This window comes from Acinetobacter sp. UBA991, assembly GCF_002292065.1.
GTDB classification, from domain to species: Bacteria; Pseudomonadota; Gammaproteobacteria; order Pseudomonadales; family Moraxellaceae; genus Acinetobacter; species Acinetobacter higginsii.
The window spans coordinates 380,909-397,884 of sequence record NZ_DBBF01000027.1; the positions used below are offsets into that span (position 1 = coordinate 380,909).

Here is a 16,976-nt window from a genome sequence, read left to right on the forward strand (position 1 = left end):
CAGTTGTGTAAATAGGCAAGATTATGTTTAAAACCAATAAAAGCGATGCCAATAACCGTCCACTGAGTCGGATGTTTAATCGTTATTATTGGTTGCAAATTGGACTGATCGCGCTTTCGATTATTATTGGGATTGCATGCAGTGCCTGGGTGATCAAAGGCTCATTGCTTAAAACCGCACTTGAACAAGAAATGGAGCATTACTGGATGCGTGTTGATCGTAATCCAAATGCTGATTTACCCGATACTAAAAACTTATATGGCTACCGTTGGAAAAGTGAAAAACCACCTTTAGCATTTCAAAATCAATCGCTAAAACCAGGTGTTCACCGAATCTTTGTCGACGGCAAAGATCGTATGACCGTTTATGGTGAAAAAAATGGGCAGCATGTGCTACTGGTTTTTGGTGAAAGCAATGTCAATAAAATCGTTTGGATGTTTGGTTTAGCACCGTTAATGTTCAGTCTTATTGTGCTGTATAGCATCTTATGGTGGTCAAATCGGCGGGCCAAACGTTATTTTTCGCCAATTACCCGTTTAGCAAATGCCTTAGAACATATTGATTGGGCACATCAGTATAAGGAGGCATCTCCATTCCAAGGAATCGGTACCAATGGCAATATGGAAGCTGAATATTTAAAACAAGCATTAGAAAAATACCATCAAGTATTGAGTGAGTTTATTAACCGAGAGCGCGAATTTACAGGCGATGTCAGTCATGAATTACGGACACCATTGACGATTTTAAAAGGGAATGTGCAGCTGTGTCAGGTCAAATACGGTGAAGATAAATCACTGCATCGTATTTCGAATACCATTGATGATATGCAATTACTGGTTGAAACTTTGCTGGCAATTGCACGTAATACAACCAATACATTGATTGCAGAGCAAGTGAAGTTGTCCAATATCATCAGCGATTTAGTCAGAGATCTGGAACCTGTCAGTCAAGGCAAGGGCGTGCAGATTTTTGTACAAGATGATGCTGAGGAATCAGCCCGATGGATTTATCCTTCAATGACTAAAATGGTGTTGAGCAATATTTTACGCAATGCACTGAATTATTCTCAAGGTTCTAATATTCATATCATTCATCGCAAAAATAGTATTCTAATTGCCGATAATGGGATTGGTATTGCAATGCCAAATGATTGTAAGGTTCAGGAGTTAAATAGTTCACAACTTCAACTTACCGCCAAAGGTCACGGCATTGGTTTACAGTTGGTTAAGAAATTATGTACCCAGTTGGGCTGGCGAGTTGAGTTGTTCGATCGACAATATTATTTAAATACACATCCTCATCTGCAATTGGAAAATACAACAGGCTTAATCGTCGTCGTATATATAAATTAATGCGCTGTCATATCCAAAGCAACTTTTAGACCTACACCAGATATGGTATGGATCAATTTTTCCTGAAAAGGTTTATCGATCATCTTTCTTAAATTGTAGATATGGCTACGTAATGCATCGCTTTCAGGTTCTTCATCGCCCCATAACTCGATAATAATTTCTTGTTTGGTAATCACTTTGGGAGAGTTTCGCATCAAAATTTTTAACAATTTGAATTGAATCCGTGGCAATTCAATTGATTGACCTGCGCGTGTTATGGTTTGAGTCGCACTGTCTAGAATCAGATCGTGAATTTGAATTTTACTGCTTGATACTTCACCAAGAGATCGCTTAATCAGGGCACGTACACGCATAACCAGTTCATTAAAATCAAAAGGTTTTACGAGGTAGTCATCTGTTCCTGCGCTAAAACCTTTTAATTTGTCATCGAGTGTATCTCTGGCGGTTAACATCAAAATAGGAATATCTTTGCCTTGATCAATTCGGAGCCATTCACATAAGTCATACCCTGAGCCGTCAGGTAAATTGATATCCAGCAAAAGTAAATGATACGGATGTGTTTTTAAAAAGTTACGGGCGGCATCGAGGTTACGTGCATGATCCACCACGAAGCCATGTTGTTCTAGAAATTCACAAACTGTGGCGGCAAGCTCATAATGATCTTCCACCATAAGAATAAATTGATTGTTCATAATAATTAGATCAAGTTATTGATTTAGTAATTGTTGCTTTAATTTAGCATTAAAAGGTGAGCTTCCAAACCATATTTTGAAATATTGATTCGCTTGTGGGTCTGTGATCGAACCTAACAATTTCTGATTAAGAGAGAGCTTTAATTGTTGGTTCATTTGATTATAGGCTAAAGAATATAAATCACCTTTTTTTACAGGTTTGTACAGTTCAGTAATTTGGTTTAATACAGAGTCGTTAGCAAAATTGCTAATATTTTTTTTAAGATAATAGTTGGCTGCTTTTTTGAATGCCCATTCTGGAATATTTTGGTCGTAAGAAAAATCTAATTGAATATTTTGACTTTCCCAATTCTGATGGCAATTGTCCGCATAGTAGCTGACAGTGCCTACTGTTTTTGCAGTAACGACTAAAGGTGCTGTTTTACATTTCTGCATATTTGCATAGGCTGGATTAGAATTTAATATCAGTAATAAAAAAATACATCCCAATTGCATAAAATAATTATTCATTTTTTCACCTAGATGCTACTGTTTCGTCAGTCTGTTTTATTTATATATATTGAGTCATATTTAATAAGTGTAGAAGTTCAGACCACGTTCAATCCTTTGAATTTCATAGCTTGCATAGCTCAAATTGGTTTGATCACGGTCTAAAATTGCATAGAGGAAAACACTATGGTTGGTTTCTAGTGGTGTAATAATGTGGTATTGATGATCCGTACTCATGAGCACACTTTCTAGAAAATCATGAGGACTAATTTCATCCATTAATTTTTTCTGGTAGTTAAATAGATTCACACCTTCAGTCACCGCGAAATCAAAATTAAAAAACTCTTCACCTATAGTTTCTAAAATAGAACCATCAAAAGCATCGACTAAGGCCAAAATAATTAAACCTTCAATCTTATTTAATTGTTCTAATAACGAAATATTGTTCATAGTTTATTCTGCACTTATTTGCGTAAATCTTAGACTATTTCTTAAAGGGGAGAAGCAAAGAATAGCCTGTTCCGATATATGGAACAGAGCGATATAAACCATTCGCTGGGTCCCAATAGTCTTGTTGAAATATGATGAGATGTTCAGCATTCACTTTGATTTGGCTAATGCCATAGGAAGACATTGTTTTTATTCGACCAAACATTTTAAAATCATAGGTCATTTGCCAATGAATATAAGCAGAGTCATTTTTATTGGTTGCACTAATTAATTTTACCGATACCTTACTGACATGTTTATTCATTCCCTCAAAATGCTTCATCAGCTCTTTTTTAGTTGAGAATTGAGAGAGTGTGTCATTTATGTATAAATTATCAGCATAGAGTTGGCTTGCATTTTTTACAAAACTTAATGTGCCCATACTATTAAATGCGGAAACAAAATCCAGACCAATCATTTGAGCTTGTGCATCACTTAAGGGGATTCCACGGATTTGTTGATTTGCTTTCTCATAATCAGCGGTATAACTCGATATGCTTTTACAAGCAACTAAGGAGAGTAAGCTCAGTGTTGAGATAGCCAGTGTTTTTATAACATTCATATTGATGATCTCACTCCTTTTAAAATTATAATAAAATTTGGAATGTGAACCCGATGTGAAATCACGCATTGATCTGGTATGAATAGCTTTTTTATTTTTCAAACAATAAAAAAGGAAATCATTAGATTTCCTTTCTTCAGTATCAATTTAAGAGCCTTATAGTTTGGCTTGACGTTGTGCGATGTATTTTTCGTTAAAGAAGCCACCAAATGGAATAAAGGCAAGCACAAATAATCGAAGCAATTCTACGCCAGACCAAAGTGAAGCCGTACGGACTAAGTTCCAAAGATAGAATAAAAATGCCAGACCATGAATCGGCCCCATGATCTTTGTCGCTATCGGTAAATCAAATGCGTACTTGAGTGGAATCGCCACGAGGAATAGCAACAATAAAGTGACGGCTTCAAGCACAGAAGCGAATCGCATCTGTTGCAACTTCTTTGTCATTGCGCTCATAAAATAGCTCCAGGAGATTGATAAAAGAATAAAAATTAACGAAGCATACCATCTTTGAGAGCGAGCGCATTAATATTGTTGGTAACGATTCTTATTTAATCATGCTGATAAAAAGGGGAATCGTATGGCAGAGAAGTAAAAGAATTTTCTACTGATTTAAGGTATGACCATGAGAGGCAAGAATCTTTGCTGATTAAAATTAAGTTAGATAGACAGGTAATATGCTGATATTTAATTCAATAATAGGTTTTTCATTCAACTGCTTTGTCATTTTACTTACTAAACAGACGTGAATGTAAAGTTTATGCAACTTGTTGCATAAAAACTTTTATCTGGATATGATGAAGTGAATTTTAAAAAGTGAAATGCTTCTTATTTCCAAAAAAGGCTTTATCTATTTGAAATAATGAGTATCTAAAGGATAAAAGTAATGTCAAAAATTCCAGAATTAATGAAAAACCTGAGACTCCCTGTAATTGGTTCACCTTTATTTATTATTAGCACGCCCAAGCTGGTGTTGGCGCAATGTAAAGCAGGTGTGATTGGTTCGATGCCGGCATTGAATGCACGACCTGCCGAAAAGCTAGAAGAATGGCTGAAAGAGATTACTGAAGGAATTGCTGAACATAATGCCTTACATCCAGACCGACCTGCGGCACCTTTTGCAATCAACCAAATCGTGCATAAAAGTAATAATCGTTTGGAACATGACATGGAATTGATTGTCAAATACAAAGTACCGATTGTGATTACATCACTGGGTGCAAGAACAGAAATCAATGATGCGACACATAGTTATGGTGGTGTCGTTTTGCATGATGTCATCAACAATACCTTTGCTAAGAAAGCGATTGAAAAAGGGGCTGATGGTTTGATTGCAGTGGCTGCAGGTGCTGGTGGGCATGCGGGCGTCAAGAGTCCATTTCCATTAATTCAGGAAATTCGTGAATGGTTTGATGGACCTTTGGCTTTGTCTGGTGCGATTTCTACTGGTGATGCGGTTCTTGCGGCACAGGCGATGGGAGCAGACTTTGCTTATATTGGTTCAGCATTTATTGCCACAGATGAAGCCAATGCAGAAGACGCTTATAAGCAGGCGATTGTCGATCATAATTCAGATGAAATTGTCTATTCCAACCTATTCACTGGTGTACATGGCAACTATCTGGCACCAAGTATTCGTGCGGCGGGGCTTGATCCAACCAATTTACCTGAAGGCAATCTGAAAGATATGGATTTCAGTACACCGAATGAAGATGGTACACAGCATAAGGTCAAACCATGGCGTGACATCTGGGGATGTGGTCAAGGTTTAAATGCAATCAAAGCCACCACCTCAGTCGAAGAACTCGTGAGCCGACTTGAAAAAGAGTATCTCGCTGCAAGAAAACGTCTCATGCTTTAAGTTTTAAAATCAGGCCTTAATTTCTAAGGCCTGATAAGTTTTATGATGCTGTTTTTAACAATGAGTATTCACTTATTGAAACGGTTCCCTCAGAAAGTCGAGTTAAAAACAGAAGATTTTAAACCTGCTCAAAAGTAAGCCCAGCATGTTTTGTTAAACGTTGAATAAATCGATCATCAAACATGGTCGCAGGTGTCCAAAAGCCACCTTGAGGCGTAGATTTTTCGCCATCTTTGGTATGGTCAATGGCAAGACTCAACGCTGCTTGTCCCAACATTTTGCCTGTAGAGCCATAACCAGGATCACGGTCACCAGTTACTTTGATTTTTAGGCTTTGTCCTGCATCGGTTTTACCCACAAAACGTAAGTCAAATCGTCCTGCCAATTGTTGCTCCGGCGTAGGGCCTTCTCCCGGCTTTGGTAATAGATAACGTTCCATGACTTGGCTAATCGGTTTACTGACCGCAGCGAGCATAAATGCACCGAGACCAGAGACGACAGCTAAGGCTTTTAAACGTCCTTTTAGCCCTTCACCAGTCAAAATCGCTTCGTTGTAGCGAAAGTTGTTGCCATAGGCATTACCGGATAAAGCATTAGAACGCTGTACCACACGTTCATTTACAGCAGCCATGACAAAAGGCGCAATCCATGCATTAAAATCAGGATCGAATTTGGCACTTTTGATATAAATCTGTCTTTGGGTATTGCCATGATCTGCGGGGCAGAGAATGTATGGATTAAGTAGATCTTTACGCAATGCAGGATCAGCCGCAGCCTCTTGAATCACATTGATCAAACTAGCGACTGTACCACCCGATGCACCACCTTTTAAGGTTTTAACCCGCATGGAAACTTGAGTGGCAGGCGCATTAAACTGCTGTTGTGCTTGTTGCTGCAGGTAATAAACGCCCATATCCGATGGAACTGAATCAAATCCACAGCAATGCACAATACGCGCACCTGAGAGTTGTGCTTGCGCTTCATACTTGGTGATCATGTGTTTAATCCACTGGGTTTCTCCAGTCAGATCACAATAATCTGTTCCGTTATTCACACAGGCTTGAATTAACGGTTCACCATACAAAGCATATGGGCCAACCGTTGAGACGACCACACGTGTTTGTGCACAGAGCGCATCGAGTTCGGTTTGATTATTGGCATCGGCAACCAAGATCGGGACAGCTTGGCCAATAGGGCCAAGCGCATCTTTGACCTGTTGTAATTTCTGCTGTGAACGTCCAGCAATTGCCCAACGGATCTGTTCTTTTTGAGTGGCAAAATATTCGGCCAAATACTGAGTTAGAATCTGGCCGACGAAGCTAGTCGCACCAAAGACCACAAGATCATAATTTAATTTTGTCATTACTTGTTTTTCCTTAACGATTTGATGAGTTGAATATTAAAGTGCTTTGGGCAAATGGAGAATGACTTGTGTGTCTTGAACCACGTCTAAACGAAGAATCTTCGACGCACCAAGTTCATCTAATAATTGACTCAAAGGACCACCATGACGGACTAATTTGACTTTTCTAGGCAGAAGTTTTTGTCCAAAAGATAAGACATTAGATTGAACCAAGGTTTGCTGCCATTTGCCATCAACCAGATGTAACATCGTCGCTTGACTCATATGTGATTCAGATTTTACTGAATGCAAATTGGGTGTTGGGGCAAACAGGCTTAAATCGATTTTGCCAGATGTATCTGTTAGGCTCGCATTCACGTCTTTGGAGCTGATATCGACCTTAATTTCAGTGAGCCATTTAGGAAGTTGGTAACCATAAACACCACGGACCCGCGCAATTTCTGTATCTACAGGTAGCGCTAAAACATGTGCGTAAAAATGGCGTTGACGAATTGAATTGATGAGTTCCAAAGCATGCGGAGTGCGTGCATTGGGCTTACGCACCACAATTGCAACAGAGACTTCATTATATGGATCGTTATCACAAACAGAGTATGTAAAGAAGGTAAGGGCGACCAGCCCATAGCCAGGAAAGGCCTGTAAAGGTTCTAAAGGAGCGGGTAATTTTTTCTGGAGTTGTTTAAATGGTGCTAACATCAACACTTGCACATTGCCACTACGATAATAAAAATTGGGTGCCCAAACTGGACCAACTCTCGATTCAACCCATTGTTTAGGCGTTTTGCGAAAGAAATCAATATTGCCAGCGGCAGGATCTTGTGCAACTTGATCTAAATCGGGATTCATTCTAAACCGGTCATAATATCCACCTTTGGGAACATTGACTTTTTGTTGCCCAAACTCAACTTCAGTAAACTGTTTATTGCTTTGCATATTCGTAAACCTTTGATTGACCAAGTCATTCAAAATGCCTGCCAATGACAAGAACATTTCTTATATCTGAGTTCACTATAAGATTAAAGTGAACTTTAATGTCAAGCAGCAAAATTTGATATTTGATAAGTACAAAGCTGGTTCGTTGAAACAATGTAAAGAAAATAAGTGCTGAAAACATTTAACTTTGTGAAAAAAAACATTGATCTCAATGAGTAAGTCTATTGATCATTCGTTTATTTTTAATCATTAAATTACATTTTTATTATCAGAATAGGACTAAAAGCATTGACCTTAAAGCGAACTTTAATCTTAGTATAGAAACACTATCCACACGGATGGTACTTAAAAAATGTAGTTATAAGTAAATTAATTAGAACATAGATCATGAATCGACAGTGTAAATCTTACACAGGAGAAACAAAGATGGCATTCGTTACGACAAAAGATGGTGTAGATATTTTTTATAAAGATTGGGGACCTCGCGATGCACAGGTCTTATTTTTTCATCATGGTTGGCCACTCAGCTCAGATGATTGGGATGCCCAACTATTATTCTTTTTAAATGAAGGTTTCCGTGTTGTCGCACATGACCGTCGCGGGCATGGTCGTTCCAGTCAAGTCTGGGATGGGCACGATATGGACCATTATGCAGATGATGTTGCAGCTGTAGTGCAGCATCTTGGGATTAAGAATGCGATTCATATTGGCCACTCAACAGGTGGTGGTGAGGTGGCTCATTATATTGCACGTCATGGTGAAGCGAATGTTGCCAAGGCCGTTTTGGTGAGTGCGGTACCACCTATTATGGTCAAAACAGCCAATAATCCTGACGGTCTACCTAAAGAAGTCTTTGATGACTTGCAAAATCAGTTATTTAAAAACCGCTCGCAATTTTACTATGATTTACCAGCGGGGCCTTTCTACGGTTTTAACCGTCCAGATGCAAATCCATCTGAACCTGTGATCTGGAATTGGTGGCGTCAGGGCATGATGGGTGGCGCAAAAGCACATTATGATGGCATTGTGGCCTTTTCCCAGACTGATTTTACTGAGGACCTGAAAAAGATTTCAGTCCCTGTATTGGTAATGCATGGTGATGATGATCAAGTTGTACCTTATGAAAATTCTGGGGCATTGTCTGCCAAATTGGTACAAAACGGAACTTTAAAAACCTACAAAGGTTTTTCTCATGGCATGTTAACCGTGAATGCCGATGTCATTAATCCAGATCTATTGGCATTCATTCGTGCGTAGGCGGCATTGATTTGATTCAAAATCCCATTCAAGAATAGAGGCATATTTGCCTCTATTTTTTATTTTAAGCATTTTTTTGATATTGGTATCACTTGTTAAGTTTATGATTTTATTTTGATGATTAGAAAAGATTAATAAAGTTTGATCAAACCTATTGACATTAAAGTTTACTTTAACCTTAGAGTAAACCCATACTCAATGAGGTAATCAAAATGAAAGTATTTGAACAATTAGTTTTCCCAAATGGTTCACATATCCCCAATCGCATTGCAAAAGCTGCAATGGAGGAAAATATGGCGGATTTAAACCATGCACCATCTGAAGAGCTGATGCGTTTATACCAAGCTTGGGCGGATGGAGGCGTTGGTTTGATTATCACAGGTAATGTCATGGTGGATCGTCGTGCTATGACAGGACCTGGTGGTGTAGTTCTGGAAGATGAAAAATATTTGGATACATTCAAACGCTGGGCACAAATCGGTCGTTCGAAGGGTGCACAAGTGTGGTTGCAAATCAATCATCCTGGCCGTCAAATGCAATCCAATTTAGGTCAAGAGACTTGGGCGCCTTCTGCGGTTGCCTTAGATTTAGGCAAAATGTCAGATCGTTTTAATACACCGATTGAAATGAACCAAGACATGATTAATGAAGTCATTCAACGTTTTGCCAACACTGCACGTTTAGGAGAAAAAGCAGGCTTTACTGGTGTTGAAATCCATGCGGCACATGGTTATTTACTCAGTCAGTTTCTTTCGCCACTCAGTAATAAGCGTCAAGATCAATGGGGTGGTTCTTTGGAAAATCGTGCACGTATTTTGATTGAGATTGTTAAAGCGGTGCGTGCTGTGGTTTCAGACAGATTTACAGTGGCGGTGAAGCTGAACTCGGCTGACTTCCAACGCGGTGGTTTTAGTGCTGAAGATGCACAGCAAGTGGTTATGATGCTCAACGAACTGGCTGTTGATCTGGTTGAGTTATCTGGTGGTAGTTACGAAGCACCGGCAATGCAAGGTCAGGCACGTGATGGTCGTACCTTGGCTCGAGAAGCTTATTTTCTAGAGTTTGCTCAAGAGATTGGTAAAGTTGCCAAGATGCCTGTAATGGTGACGGGTGGAATTCGTCGTAAACAAGTGGCTGAACAGGTCATTGAAAGTGGTGTCGATATGGTCGGGATTGCCACAGCTTTGGCAATCGATCCAAATCTCCCAAATGAGTGGAAACAAGGGCAAAATACGGCACCTGAATTGGAAGCAATTACATGGGAAAATAAAACCTTAGCATCGCTTGCCAATATGGCCACAGTGAAATTCCAGTTACGTAAACTCAGTCTTGGTAAATCAACCAATCCAAAAGTTTCTCCGCTTTGGGCGTTGATTTTGCAACAATCAGCAATGACATGTCGTACGCGCCAATATAAAAATCGAATGCGTACATATTCACTTTCATCTTAAGCTGAGCAACAACTTGCCAATACTTAGCTAATAGATTGAACAACAGCCAATTGCAGAACAATCTGTAATTGGCTTTTTTATGGGCAAGCGATTAAAAATATTGGAAAGTAAAAAGTAGTTTTTGATCATAAAAAATCCGCTTTACTCATAAGTTTACTTTTTTATTCTCTATTTAGATCAATCCAACGCAGGAACGGGAATGAAGCATATGAACCTATGAAATAAGACCCGGATTACAGGTACGGGGAGCTATTTTCGCATTCAGTGGGGTATAGTTATCAATGGAATCTGGAGTGATTTTCAGCAAGTCCAAGCGCATTTGATTTTATGAGGTTAAATAGATGACCAAGCTAAAAAAGTTACGAATAACCCTTCTTGTGAGTGTGCTTATTTCTGTTCTCTACTGGGGAGGCGTGATTCTATTTAGCAATCACATCTTCCTAACCCCAGCTGGGGCAGATGGAGAACCCCATAAGGCTAATTTCCTGTTTAACCTATGGCTCGGATTGTCATTTATGGGAGCCGTAATAAGTATAGTCATGATGAATTTAAGAAAATCATAGCAGTTACCTAATTTTCCGTGGAGTATAAGGATGTTATTTCTGAGCCCCATCTTGAAATATAAGGGGACTTTTTTTGGGAAAATTTAGGAAGGCTATTTTCAAGTTTAATAAGATAAAGCTAAACATCATGTAGATGTTAAAAAAACCAGATAATCAAATCTGGTTTTTTTAATAAAGTCTAATTGAAAGTATTTAAGCGCTTAACGACTGCCTCTGCAATTTCTTTACTGGATTGTGGATTTTGCCCAGTGATAATTCGATCATCAGCGATCACAAAAGAAGTAAATGGAAAGAAAGCTCGTTTATATGTTGCTCCTTGTTGTACTAATCCATCTTGCAACGAGAAAGGGACTTGAGACTTAATTCCTGATAAAGTCTCTTCAATATTGGCAAAGCCTGTAACCGTACGGCCTGCAATGAGGGGTTGACCCGTTGGGGTTTGAAGCGGCAATAATCCACCTACACCATGACATACTGCCGATACCACGCCACCTTGCTGATAAATCTTTTCGCTGATCTGCTTTAGGCCTTGGTTGTTGGGAAAATCCCACATGGTGCCATGTCCACCCGTGTAATAAATCGCTTTATAGTGGGAAGTATCAATGGCATTGGGTGCTAGTGTATTGCTTAAGCGTTGCATGAATTGGGGATCAGCCAAGTGCTTTTTTGCTGATTGATCAACATAAATTGGCTTAAGACTACGTTCATCTAGCGGTACAGCACCACCTTGTGGACTGACAAAATCCATGTCATAGCCAGCTGCTTGTGCAATGTCATAAAAATGGGTGAGTTCAGTTAGCCACAATCCTGTCCTATCTGATCGAGTTGGATAAGCTGAGTGGTTGGTCATCACCACCAAAATTTTGCCTTTTGGCTTAGCTTGTACGTGTTGTTGAGCAGCTTCGGCTGCATAGGTCATATTACTGATGAATATGAGCATAAAAATGCCAGTCAACCACTTTGCAAAGTTCCAAACATTAAACATGACAGCTTCCTCATTCGATCCCTGAGATTGATGCTATGCTTAAAGTGAGGTTTAAGGTCAAGTACTTTTGCGCATTTCTTTATGAGCAGTCGTTGTGATGACGGCTTAAAAATTGATTAATGACGTATTAGACTTTGTCGTTGGTATAGTACAGATTGAGCAAACGTTGCGCATTTTCTTCGCAGGTAATTTCATCTGGTTTGCTATTGATCGCCACAATCATCATTTGCAGATTTTGCTTACTCACTGCCAGTTTTTGCTCTAGTTCTTCAATATCTTTGATCTTGCTTTCGAGCAAGCCAATGAGAATGTCATGATTCCATGAAGAGACATTCGATGGTAAAAACGCTTTAATTTCTGTCAGAGAAAAGCCAACTTGCTGTGCTTGTTGGATCAGGAATAGCTGCTTGAGATCATTTTCACTATATTCCCGATAGCCATTTGATTTGCGTTTAGCCTTCGGTAATAGCTTGATTTGCTCATAATAACGAATGGTTGGGGTGCTTAAACCACTTTGTTTAGATAATTCACTGATATTCATTACTGATTTTCTCTTGACATTAAAGCAAACTTTAAGCTTATAGTGATGCAAAAGCAAGATTAAAAATAAATCAAAAAGCAGAGGTGAAAGATGTCAAAACGTATTCTCCATGTGGTAACCAACGTCTCTAAATATGAGGGTATCGATCGTCCAACTGGATTATGGTTAGGGGAACTGACGCATGCCTATGATGAGTTTGAAAAGCAACATTATATTCAAGATATTGTTAGCCCAAACGGAGGACATTCGCCGATAGAACCTAAATCATTAGAACGTTTTGTTGCCGATGCTTCTGTGCTTAAACGTAAAAATGACCCCGTTTTTATGCAGCTCTTGGAAACCACCCAAAAGCCCTCTGAGATTAACTGGCAAGATTATGACGCAATCTATTACACCGGTGGGCATGGGGTGATGTGGGACTTTATAGACAATGCTGAATTGCAGAACATCACCAAAAATATTTATGAACATGGTGGCATTGTTGCCAGTGTCTGCCATGGTTATTGTGGATTGCTCAATGTTCAGTTATCAAATGGACAATATTTAATTCAAGGAAAAAAGCTGACAGGTTTTGCATGGTGTGAAGAAGTATTGGCTGGGGTGGCAAAGAAAGTACCTTATAACGCTGAAGAACTGGCAAAACAACGTGGCGCACTTTATCAAAGAAAATTCATTCCATTTCTACCCAATGTGGTGCGTGATGCGAACCTGATTACAGGACAGAATCCATTTTCTGCACGTGTTACCGCATTTGCCATAATTGATGCTTTAGAAGCTAAATCATGAATTTTTCATCAGTAAAAAAGTTAAAGAGAACATGGATAAAGTGATCGATAAGAATCACGCTATCCATTAATCTTCTACTTATTTTAGATGCCGAAATTATTCATATTCCATATGCAACGCGCTGTTCCGTTGCTAAAAAAGTACTAGTTTTGTTGCGAGTGTTTCTACTTGATTCAATGCATTGTCTAAAGATTTTTGATGTCTAATATCTGCAAATTCTTGGTATTCAGATGCAATTTCATCAATATACTCAACCCCTAAATATTTGCTTAAAGTGCGCAGATGCGGCACAAGATGGCTTTGATTGGCGCGAATACTATCGGTGCCAAAACCAAATTCTCCACTTGACGTGATAATCACCAAGCGTTTGCCTGACAGTAAAGGTTGGAGTGGAAAGTCGCCACGCGCAAGGTCAAAGTCAAAGGTTTTATTGATACGAATGATTTGATCAAACCACGCTTTTAGTTGTGCAGGCATACCATAGTTATACATCGGTGATGAAATCACAATGAGATTGGCTGCTGCAACTTCAGCAATCAATTGATCAGATAAGGCTAAGATTTCCTTTTGCGCGGTTGTTCTTTTTTCTTCAGGGCTAAACACCGCACCAATCCAGTCTTGATTAATAAAAGCGGGTGGATTCATGCCTACATCACGATAAATATACTCATCTATCACTTGTTGCTGTTGTAAGGTCTCAATAAAGCGTTTCGCGATATTTTTGGAAATGGAGTTATGACTTGGATTTGGATTGAAAGCTGCTCGAACACTGGCATCAATATGTAATAGGGTTGTCATGATCGCTCACTTGAGGAATTAAAAGATAAACTCATCTTAAGAGGTCATTAGAGGCTAGACAAACCAGTAAATTACAGCTATGAATGATTTAAATTCATCTATAAAACTTATTTATGGAGTGTTGAAAATGCAGGTTTCTTTACAAGCATTGAAAGCATTTGAATCTGCTGCTCGTTTAGGCAGTTTTAAATTGGCTGCGGAGGAGTTGTCTTTGACACCAACTGCTATTTCTCATCACGTCAGCAATTTGGAAAGCCGTTTAAATGTGGACTTGTTTTATCGACAGGTTCGAAAAATCAGCTTAACAGAGACTGGCGAAAAATTAGCGATCGCAATATCTAAAGGATTTCGGACTATTGAAGATGCTTTAGAAGAGGTGAGTACCGCCAGCCGAGTGATTAAGATCACCACAACGTCATCCTTGGCAGCAATGATTTTGATCCCAGCCATGCAGACTTTTTCACAACTCCATCCAGAGATCGAGATTGAGATCTCTACAGGTGAAAGTTTGGACAATCATTTATATGCGCTACCGATTCGTTATGGTGCTGTTTCATCGGTTTCATCCTCAGACATTATTAAATATGAGTCATTTAATGTATTTTCAGCCGCAGGGCTATATACAGAGAATTGGCCTGAACAGTCGATTACACTGTTTAACACCGAATGGAAAAATAAGAATTTGCCTAAACCGCCATTTCAAACATGGCTTGAGAAAAATACTTTTGAGGAAAAAAACATAACTGTGCAGCACTTTGATCAAGAAATTTTTGGTATTCAAGAAGCTCTGATGGCCAATGGATTGGTATTTTGCTCAAACACATTGGTCAGTCGACTAATACAAGCAAAATTGATGCAATCATTAGTAACTGAAAGTGTGCAATCCGAACTATGTTATTACATTCCAGACAAAGAACAATTAAAGCGTAGAAATCGGCATATGAATGAACTGATTTTGTGGATAGAAGCACTGTTAAATCAATAAATTATTGCTTATTACTGTATTCTAAGAGCGGTGGAATATTGAACTTGTGCTTATAAAAATAACAGTCAACTAAAGTTTGTGCGATTCTTTCTTGATTTTATAAATGATAATAATTATCATTTAATCACACTTTGTTTTGAGTCAAATGATTGTGAACAAAACCCCTATGCTTGTAGATCAGTTATACAGAAACCATAGAGGCTGGCTTCATCAATGGTTGAGACAAAAAATAGGCAACACTGAGCAAGCCGCTGATCTGGTGCAAGACACCTTTATCAAATTACTGCAAACACGCGATGAACTACTGGGCATTAAAGAACCTCGCGCTTATCTTACTTCAATAGCAAAAAACTTACTCATCGACCAAGTCCGTCGCAAACGCATAGAACAGGCTTATTTAGATGGCTTGAGCCAGATGGAATACATGCTGGATGCAGTTGCTTCGCCAGAAGATCAAATGCAGATTATTCAGGCCTTGGACCAGCTTTGTAAGGCATTGGAAGATGTCTCTGCTAAAGCACAACAAGCATTTATATTGCATTACCTTGAAGGTTATACCCATAAGGAAACGGCAGAACGATTGGGTGTTTCAACCAAAATGATTCAGAAATATCTAGCAAACTGTCTGGCTCGCTGCTATCTGATTCGTTTAGAAATGGATGTCAGCATTTAAATGGCAATCGATAAACAAGACCATCATCAACTGGTTGAAGAGGCTGCATTATGGATTGTGCAGTTAAGCTCAGATGATGAGCCAACCCGAAAAAAAGCTCAATTGCAGTTTAATCAATGGAAACAGAACAGCCAGCAACATCAAAAAATTGCAGCTGATATCGAGCAGTGTATTCGCTCAATCCAAAAAGTATCTCAAACAGCACAGCATAAAAAAGTGGTTCAATCAGCACTTAAAGCAGGTTTAGGGTCTGCAAAAGCGTATAAGCATGTTCGTGCGGGGAGCGCATTTGTCATTGCATTCTTTATCCTCAGTGGCAGTTTCCTTTATGTGTCTGATACCTCTATTGCCTATATCGGTGCTGATATTCAAAGCGATTCGGCGCAGTGGACAACACAAACCTTACAAGATGGTTCGCGCTTAATTCTGCGGGGCAAGAGTGCAGTCAATATTGATTTCCAAGCAAAGCAAAGAGTGGTCGAATTGGTGCAAGGGCAGGTTTATGTTGATGTTGCCAAAGATCCAAATCGCCCATTTTTAGTCAAAACCAAACATGGGCAGATTCAAGCGCTTGGAACGGCATTTAGTGTGGCATTTACACCTTCAGCAACAGAATTAAAAATGTTGCATTCGCGAGTTCGTGTACAAGCCGCAGCAAATGGTTATTCAGCTCAACAAGTGATTGTAAGTGCGGGACAAGCCGTCAGTATGAATCAGAACGGAGTGCAGCCAATTTCGGTACTCAATATTTATAATGAACAACAAAAGTGGAATAAACATCAATTGATGGTAGAGGATTTACCGCTCGATCAGGTGTTAAAAGAATTAGATCAAAACTACAAAGGCAAAATCTTGTTTAATGCTGAAGCATTACAAGATATCCAAGTAAATGCAGTGTTGCCCTTAGACCAAACTCAAGATGCACTTAAATTATTAGCAACAGTATTTCCTAACTTAAAAGTTTATCAAATAACACCTTATCTCATTGTAATTTCATTAAAAAAATAGTCAGTATATGCATAGTCAAATGAATGCATATTAAAAAGTTTTTAATTTTTTTAAAATTTAGGTTCCACTTTTTTCAAAGCTGCTCGTCATAGTAAGTAGAAGCAATAAATTTGGGATCATTTTATCTCAATAGATTTAATGATTCTTATTTACATTTACTGGGGTGGGCAAGAATGAAGAAAGTCGGA

General features: G+C 38.9%; 18 protein-coding genes. 8 read left to right on the forward strand and 10 right to left on the reverse strand.

Going from position 1 to position 16,976, the window contains the following annotated elements; translation table 11 throughout:
- The first annotated feature begins 23 nt into the window (after nt 1-23).
- Nucleotides 24-1,352 carry a sensor histidine kinase gene (locus tag B2727_RS12660; protein WP_033132830.1) on the forward strand — a complete coding sequence of 443 codons (1,329 nt, stop codon included), beginning with the start codon at nt 24-26 and terminating at the stop codon, nt 1,350-1,352.
- Here the strand turns inward: B2727_RS12660 and B2727_RS12665 are convergent.
- The 5 genes from B2727_RS12665 to B2727_RS12685 form a co-directional block, all read right to left on the reverse strand.
- On the reverse strand, nt 1,349-2,044 hold the full coding sequence (locus tag B2727_RS12665) for a response regulator transcription factor (RefSeq protein ID WP_033132829.1): 696 nt from the start codon (nt 2,042-2,044) through the stop codon (nt 1,349-1,351). The two genes, B2727_RS12660 and B2727_RS12665, sit on opposite strands and share 4 nt — an antisense overlap.
- 15 nt (nt 2,045-2,059) lie before the next feature.
- Nucleotides 2,060-2,554: a chalcone isomerase family protein gene (locus tag B2727_RS12670; protein ID WP_033132828.1), complete on the reverse strand. Its 495-nt coding sequence runs from the start codon at nt 2,552-2,554 to the stop codon at nt 2,060-2,062.
- Nucleotides 2,555-2,614: 60 nt separating this feature from the next.
- Nucleotides 2,615-2,983: a hypothetical protein gene (locus B2727_RS12675; protein WP_033132827.1), complete on the reverse strand. Its 369-nt coding sequence runs from the start codon at nt 2,981-2,983 to the stop codon at nt 2,615-2,617.
- A gap of 34 nt (nt 2,984-3,017) precedes the next feature.
- Nucleotides 3,018-3,584 (reverse strand): nuclear transport factor 2 family protein, encoded by a 567-nt coding sequence (locus B2727_RS12680; protein WP_033132826.1) that lies wholly within the window; start codon nt 3,582-3,584, stop codon nt 3,018-3,020.
- 156 nt (nt 3,585-3,740) lie between these two features.
- Nucleotides 3,741-4,040, reverse strand: coding sequence for a DUF3817 domain-containing protein (locus tag B2727_RS12685; protein WP_004806966.1), 300 nt, complete (start codon nt 4,038-4,040; stop codon nt 3,741-3,743).
- Between the two features lie 430 nt (nt 4,041-4,470).
- Here B2727_RS12685 and B2727_RS12690 point away from each other — a divergent pair, with 430 nt between their 5' ends.
- A complete protein-coding gene (locus tag B2727_RS12690) occupies nt 4,471-5,445 on the forward strand; it encodes an NAD(P)H-dependent flavin oxidoreductase (protein ID WP_005203747.1) in 975 nt (324 codons plus the stop codon).
- A 118-nt stretch (nt 5,446-5,563) separates the two neighbouring features.
- Here the strand turns inward: B2727_RS12690 and B2727_RS12695 are convergent, their stop codons facing one another.
- Entirely contained in the window at nt 5,564-6,808 is a 1,245-nt protein-coding gene (locus B2727_RS12695; RefSeq protein ID WP_005203745.1) for a saccharopine dehydrogenase family protein, read from the reverse strand.
- Between the two features lie 36 nt (nt 6,809-6,844).
- Nucleotides 6,845-7,741, reverse strand: a complete 897-nt coding sequence (locus tag B2727_RS12700; RefSeq protein ID WP_005203744.1) for an acetoacetate decarboxylase family protein — start codon at nt 7,739-7,741, stop codon at nt 6,845-6,847.
- A 426-nt stretch (nt 7,742-8,167) separates the two neighbouring features.
- On the opposite strand from B2727_RS12700, the gene B2727_RS12705 reads away from it, so the two are divergent.
- Both B2727_RS12705 and B2727_RS12710 read left to right on the forward strand, forming a co-directional pair.
- Nucleotides 8,168-8,998: an alpha/beta fold hydrolase gene (locus tag B2727_RS12705; RefSeq protein WP_005203741.1), complete on the forward strand. Its 831-nt coding sequence runs from the start codon at nt 8,168-8,170 to the stop codon at nt 8,996-8,998.
- A 212-nt stretch (nt 8,999-9,210) separates the two neighbouring features.
- Nucleotides 9,211-10,449, forward strand: a complete 1,239-nt coding sequence (locus B2727_RS12710) for an NADH:flavin oxidoreductase/NADH oxidase family protein (RefSeq protein ID WP_033132825.1) — start codon at nt 9,211-9,213, stop codon at nt 10,447-10,449.
- 741 nt (nt 10,450-11,190) lie between these two features.
- Here B2727_RS12710 and B2727_RS12715 read toward each other — a convergent pair.
- Both B2727_RS12715 and B2727_RS12720 read right to left on the reverse strand, forming a co-directional pair.
- Nucleotides 11,191-11,997, reverse strand: coding sequence for a type 1 glutamine amidotransferase domain-containing protein (locus B2727_RS12715; protein WP_033132823.1), 807 nt, complete (start codon nt 11,995-11,997; stop codon nt 11,191-11,193).
- A gap of 127 nt (nt 11,998-12,124) precedes the next feature.
- Nucleotides 12,125-12,538 (reverse strand): MerR family transcriptional regulator, encoded by a 414-nt coding sequence (locus B2727_RS12720; protein WP_005188404.1) that lies wholly within the window; start codon nt 12,536-12,538, stop codon nt 12,125-12,127.
- Between the two features lie 90 nt (nt 12,539-12,628).
- On the opposite strand from B2727_RS12720, the gene B2727_RS12725 reads away from it, so the two are divergent.
- Complete coding sequence (locus tag B2727_RS12725; protein WP_033132822.1) at nt 12,629-13,324, forward strand: type 1 glutamine amidotransferase domain-containing protein; 696 nt, start codon at nt 12,629-12,631, stop codon at nt 13,322-13,324.
- Nucleotides 13,325-13,456: 132 nt separating this feature from the next.
- On the opposite strand, the gene B2727_RS12730 is transcribed toward B2727_RS12725, so the two are convergent.
- The gene (locus tag B2727_RS12730) at nt 13,457-14,122 is read right to left on the reverse strand and encodes an FMN-dependent NADH-azoreductase (protein ID WP_033132821.1); all 666 of its coding nucleotides are present in this window, start codon (nt 14,120-14,122) and stop codon (nt 13,457-13,459) included.
- A 127-nt stretch (nt 14,123-14,249) separates the two neighbouring features.
- Here B2727_RS12730 and B2727_RS12735 point away from each other — a divergent pair, with 127 nt between their 5' ends.
- The 3 genes from B2727_RS12735 (at nt 14,250) to B2727_RS12745 (ending at nt 16,788) form a co-directional block, all read left to right on the forward strand.
- Complete coding sequence (locus tag B2727_RS12735; RefSeq protein WP_005313836.1) at nt 14,250-15,107, forward strand: LysR family transcriptional regulator; 858 nt, start codon at nt 14,250-14,252, stop codon at nt 15,105-15,107.
- A 151-nt stretch (nt 15,108-15,258) separates the two neighbouring features.
- A complete protein-coding gene (locus B2727_RS12740; protein ID WP_162180558.1) occupies nt 15,259-15,780 on the forward strand; it encodes a sigma-70 family RNA polymerase sigma factor in 522 nt (173 codons plus the stop codon).
- The gene (locus B2727_RS12745; RefSeq protein WP_033132820.1) at nt 15,781-16,788 is read left to right on the forward strand and encodes a FecR family protein; all 1,008 of its coding nucleotides are present in this window, start codon (nt 15,781-15,783) and stop codon (nt 16,786-16,788) included.
- Nucleotides 16,789-16,976 lie beyond the last annotated feature (188 nt).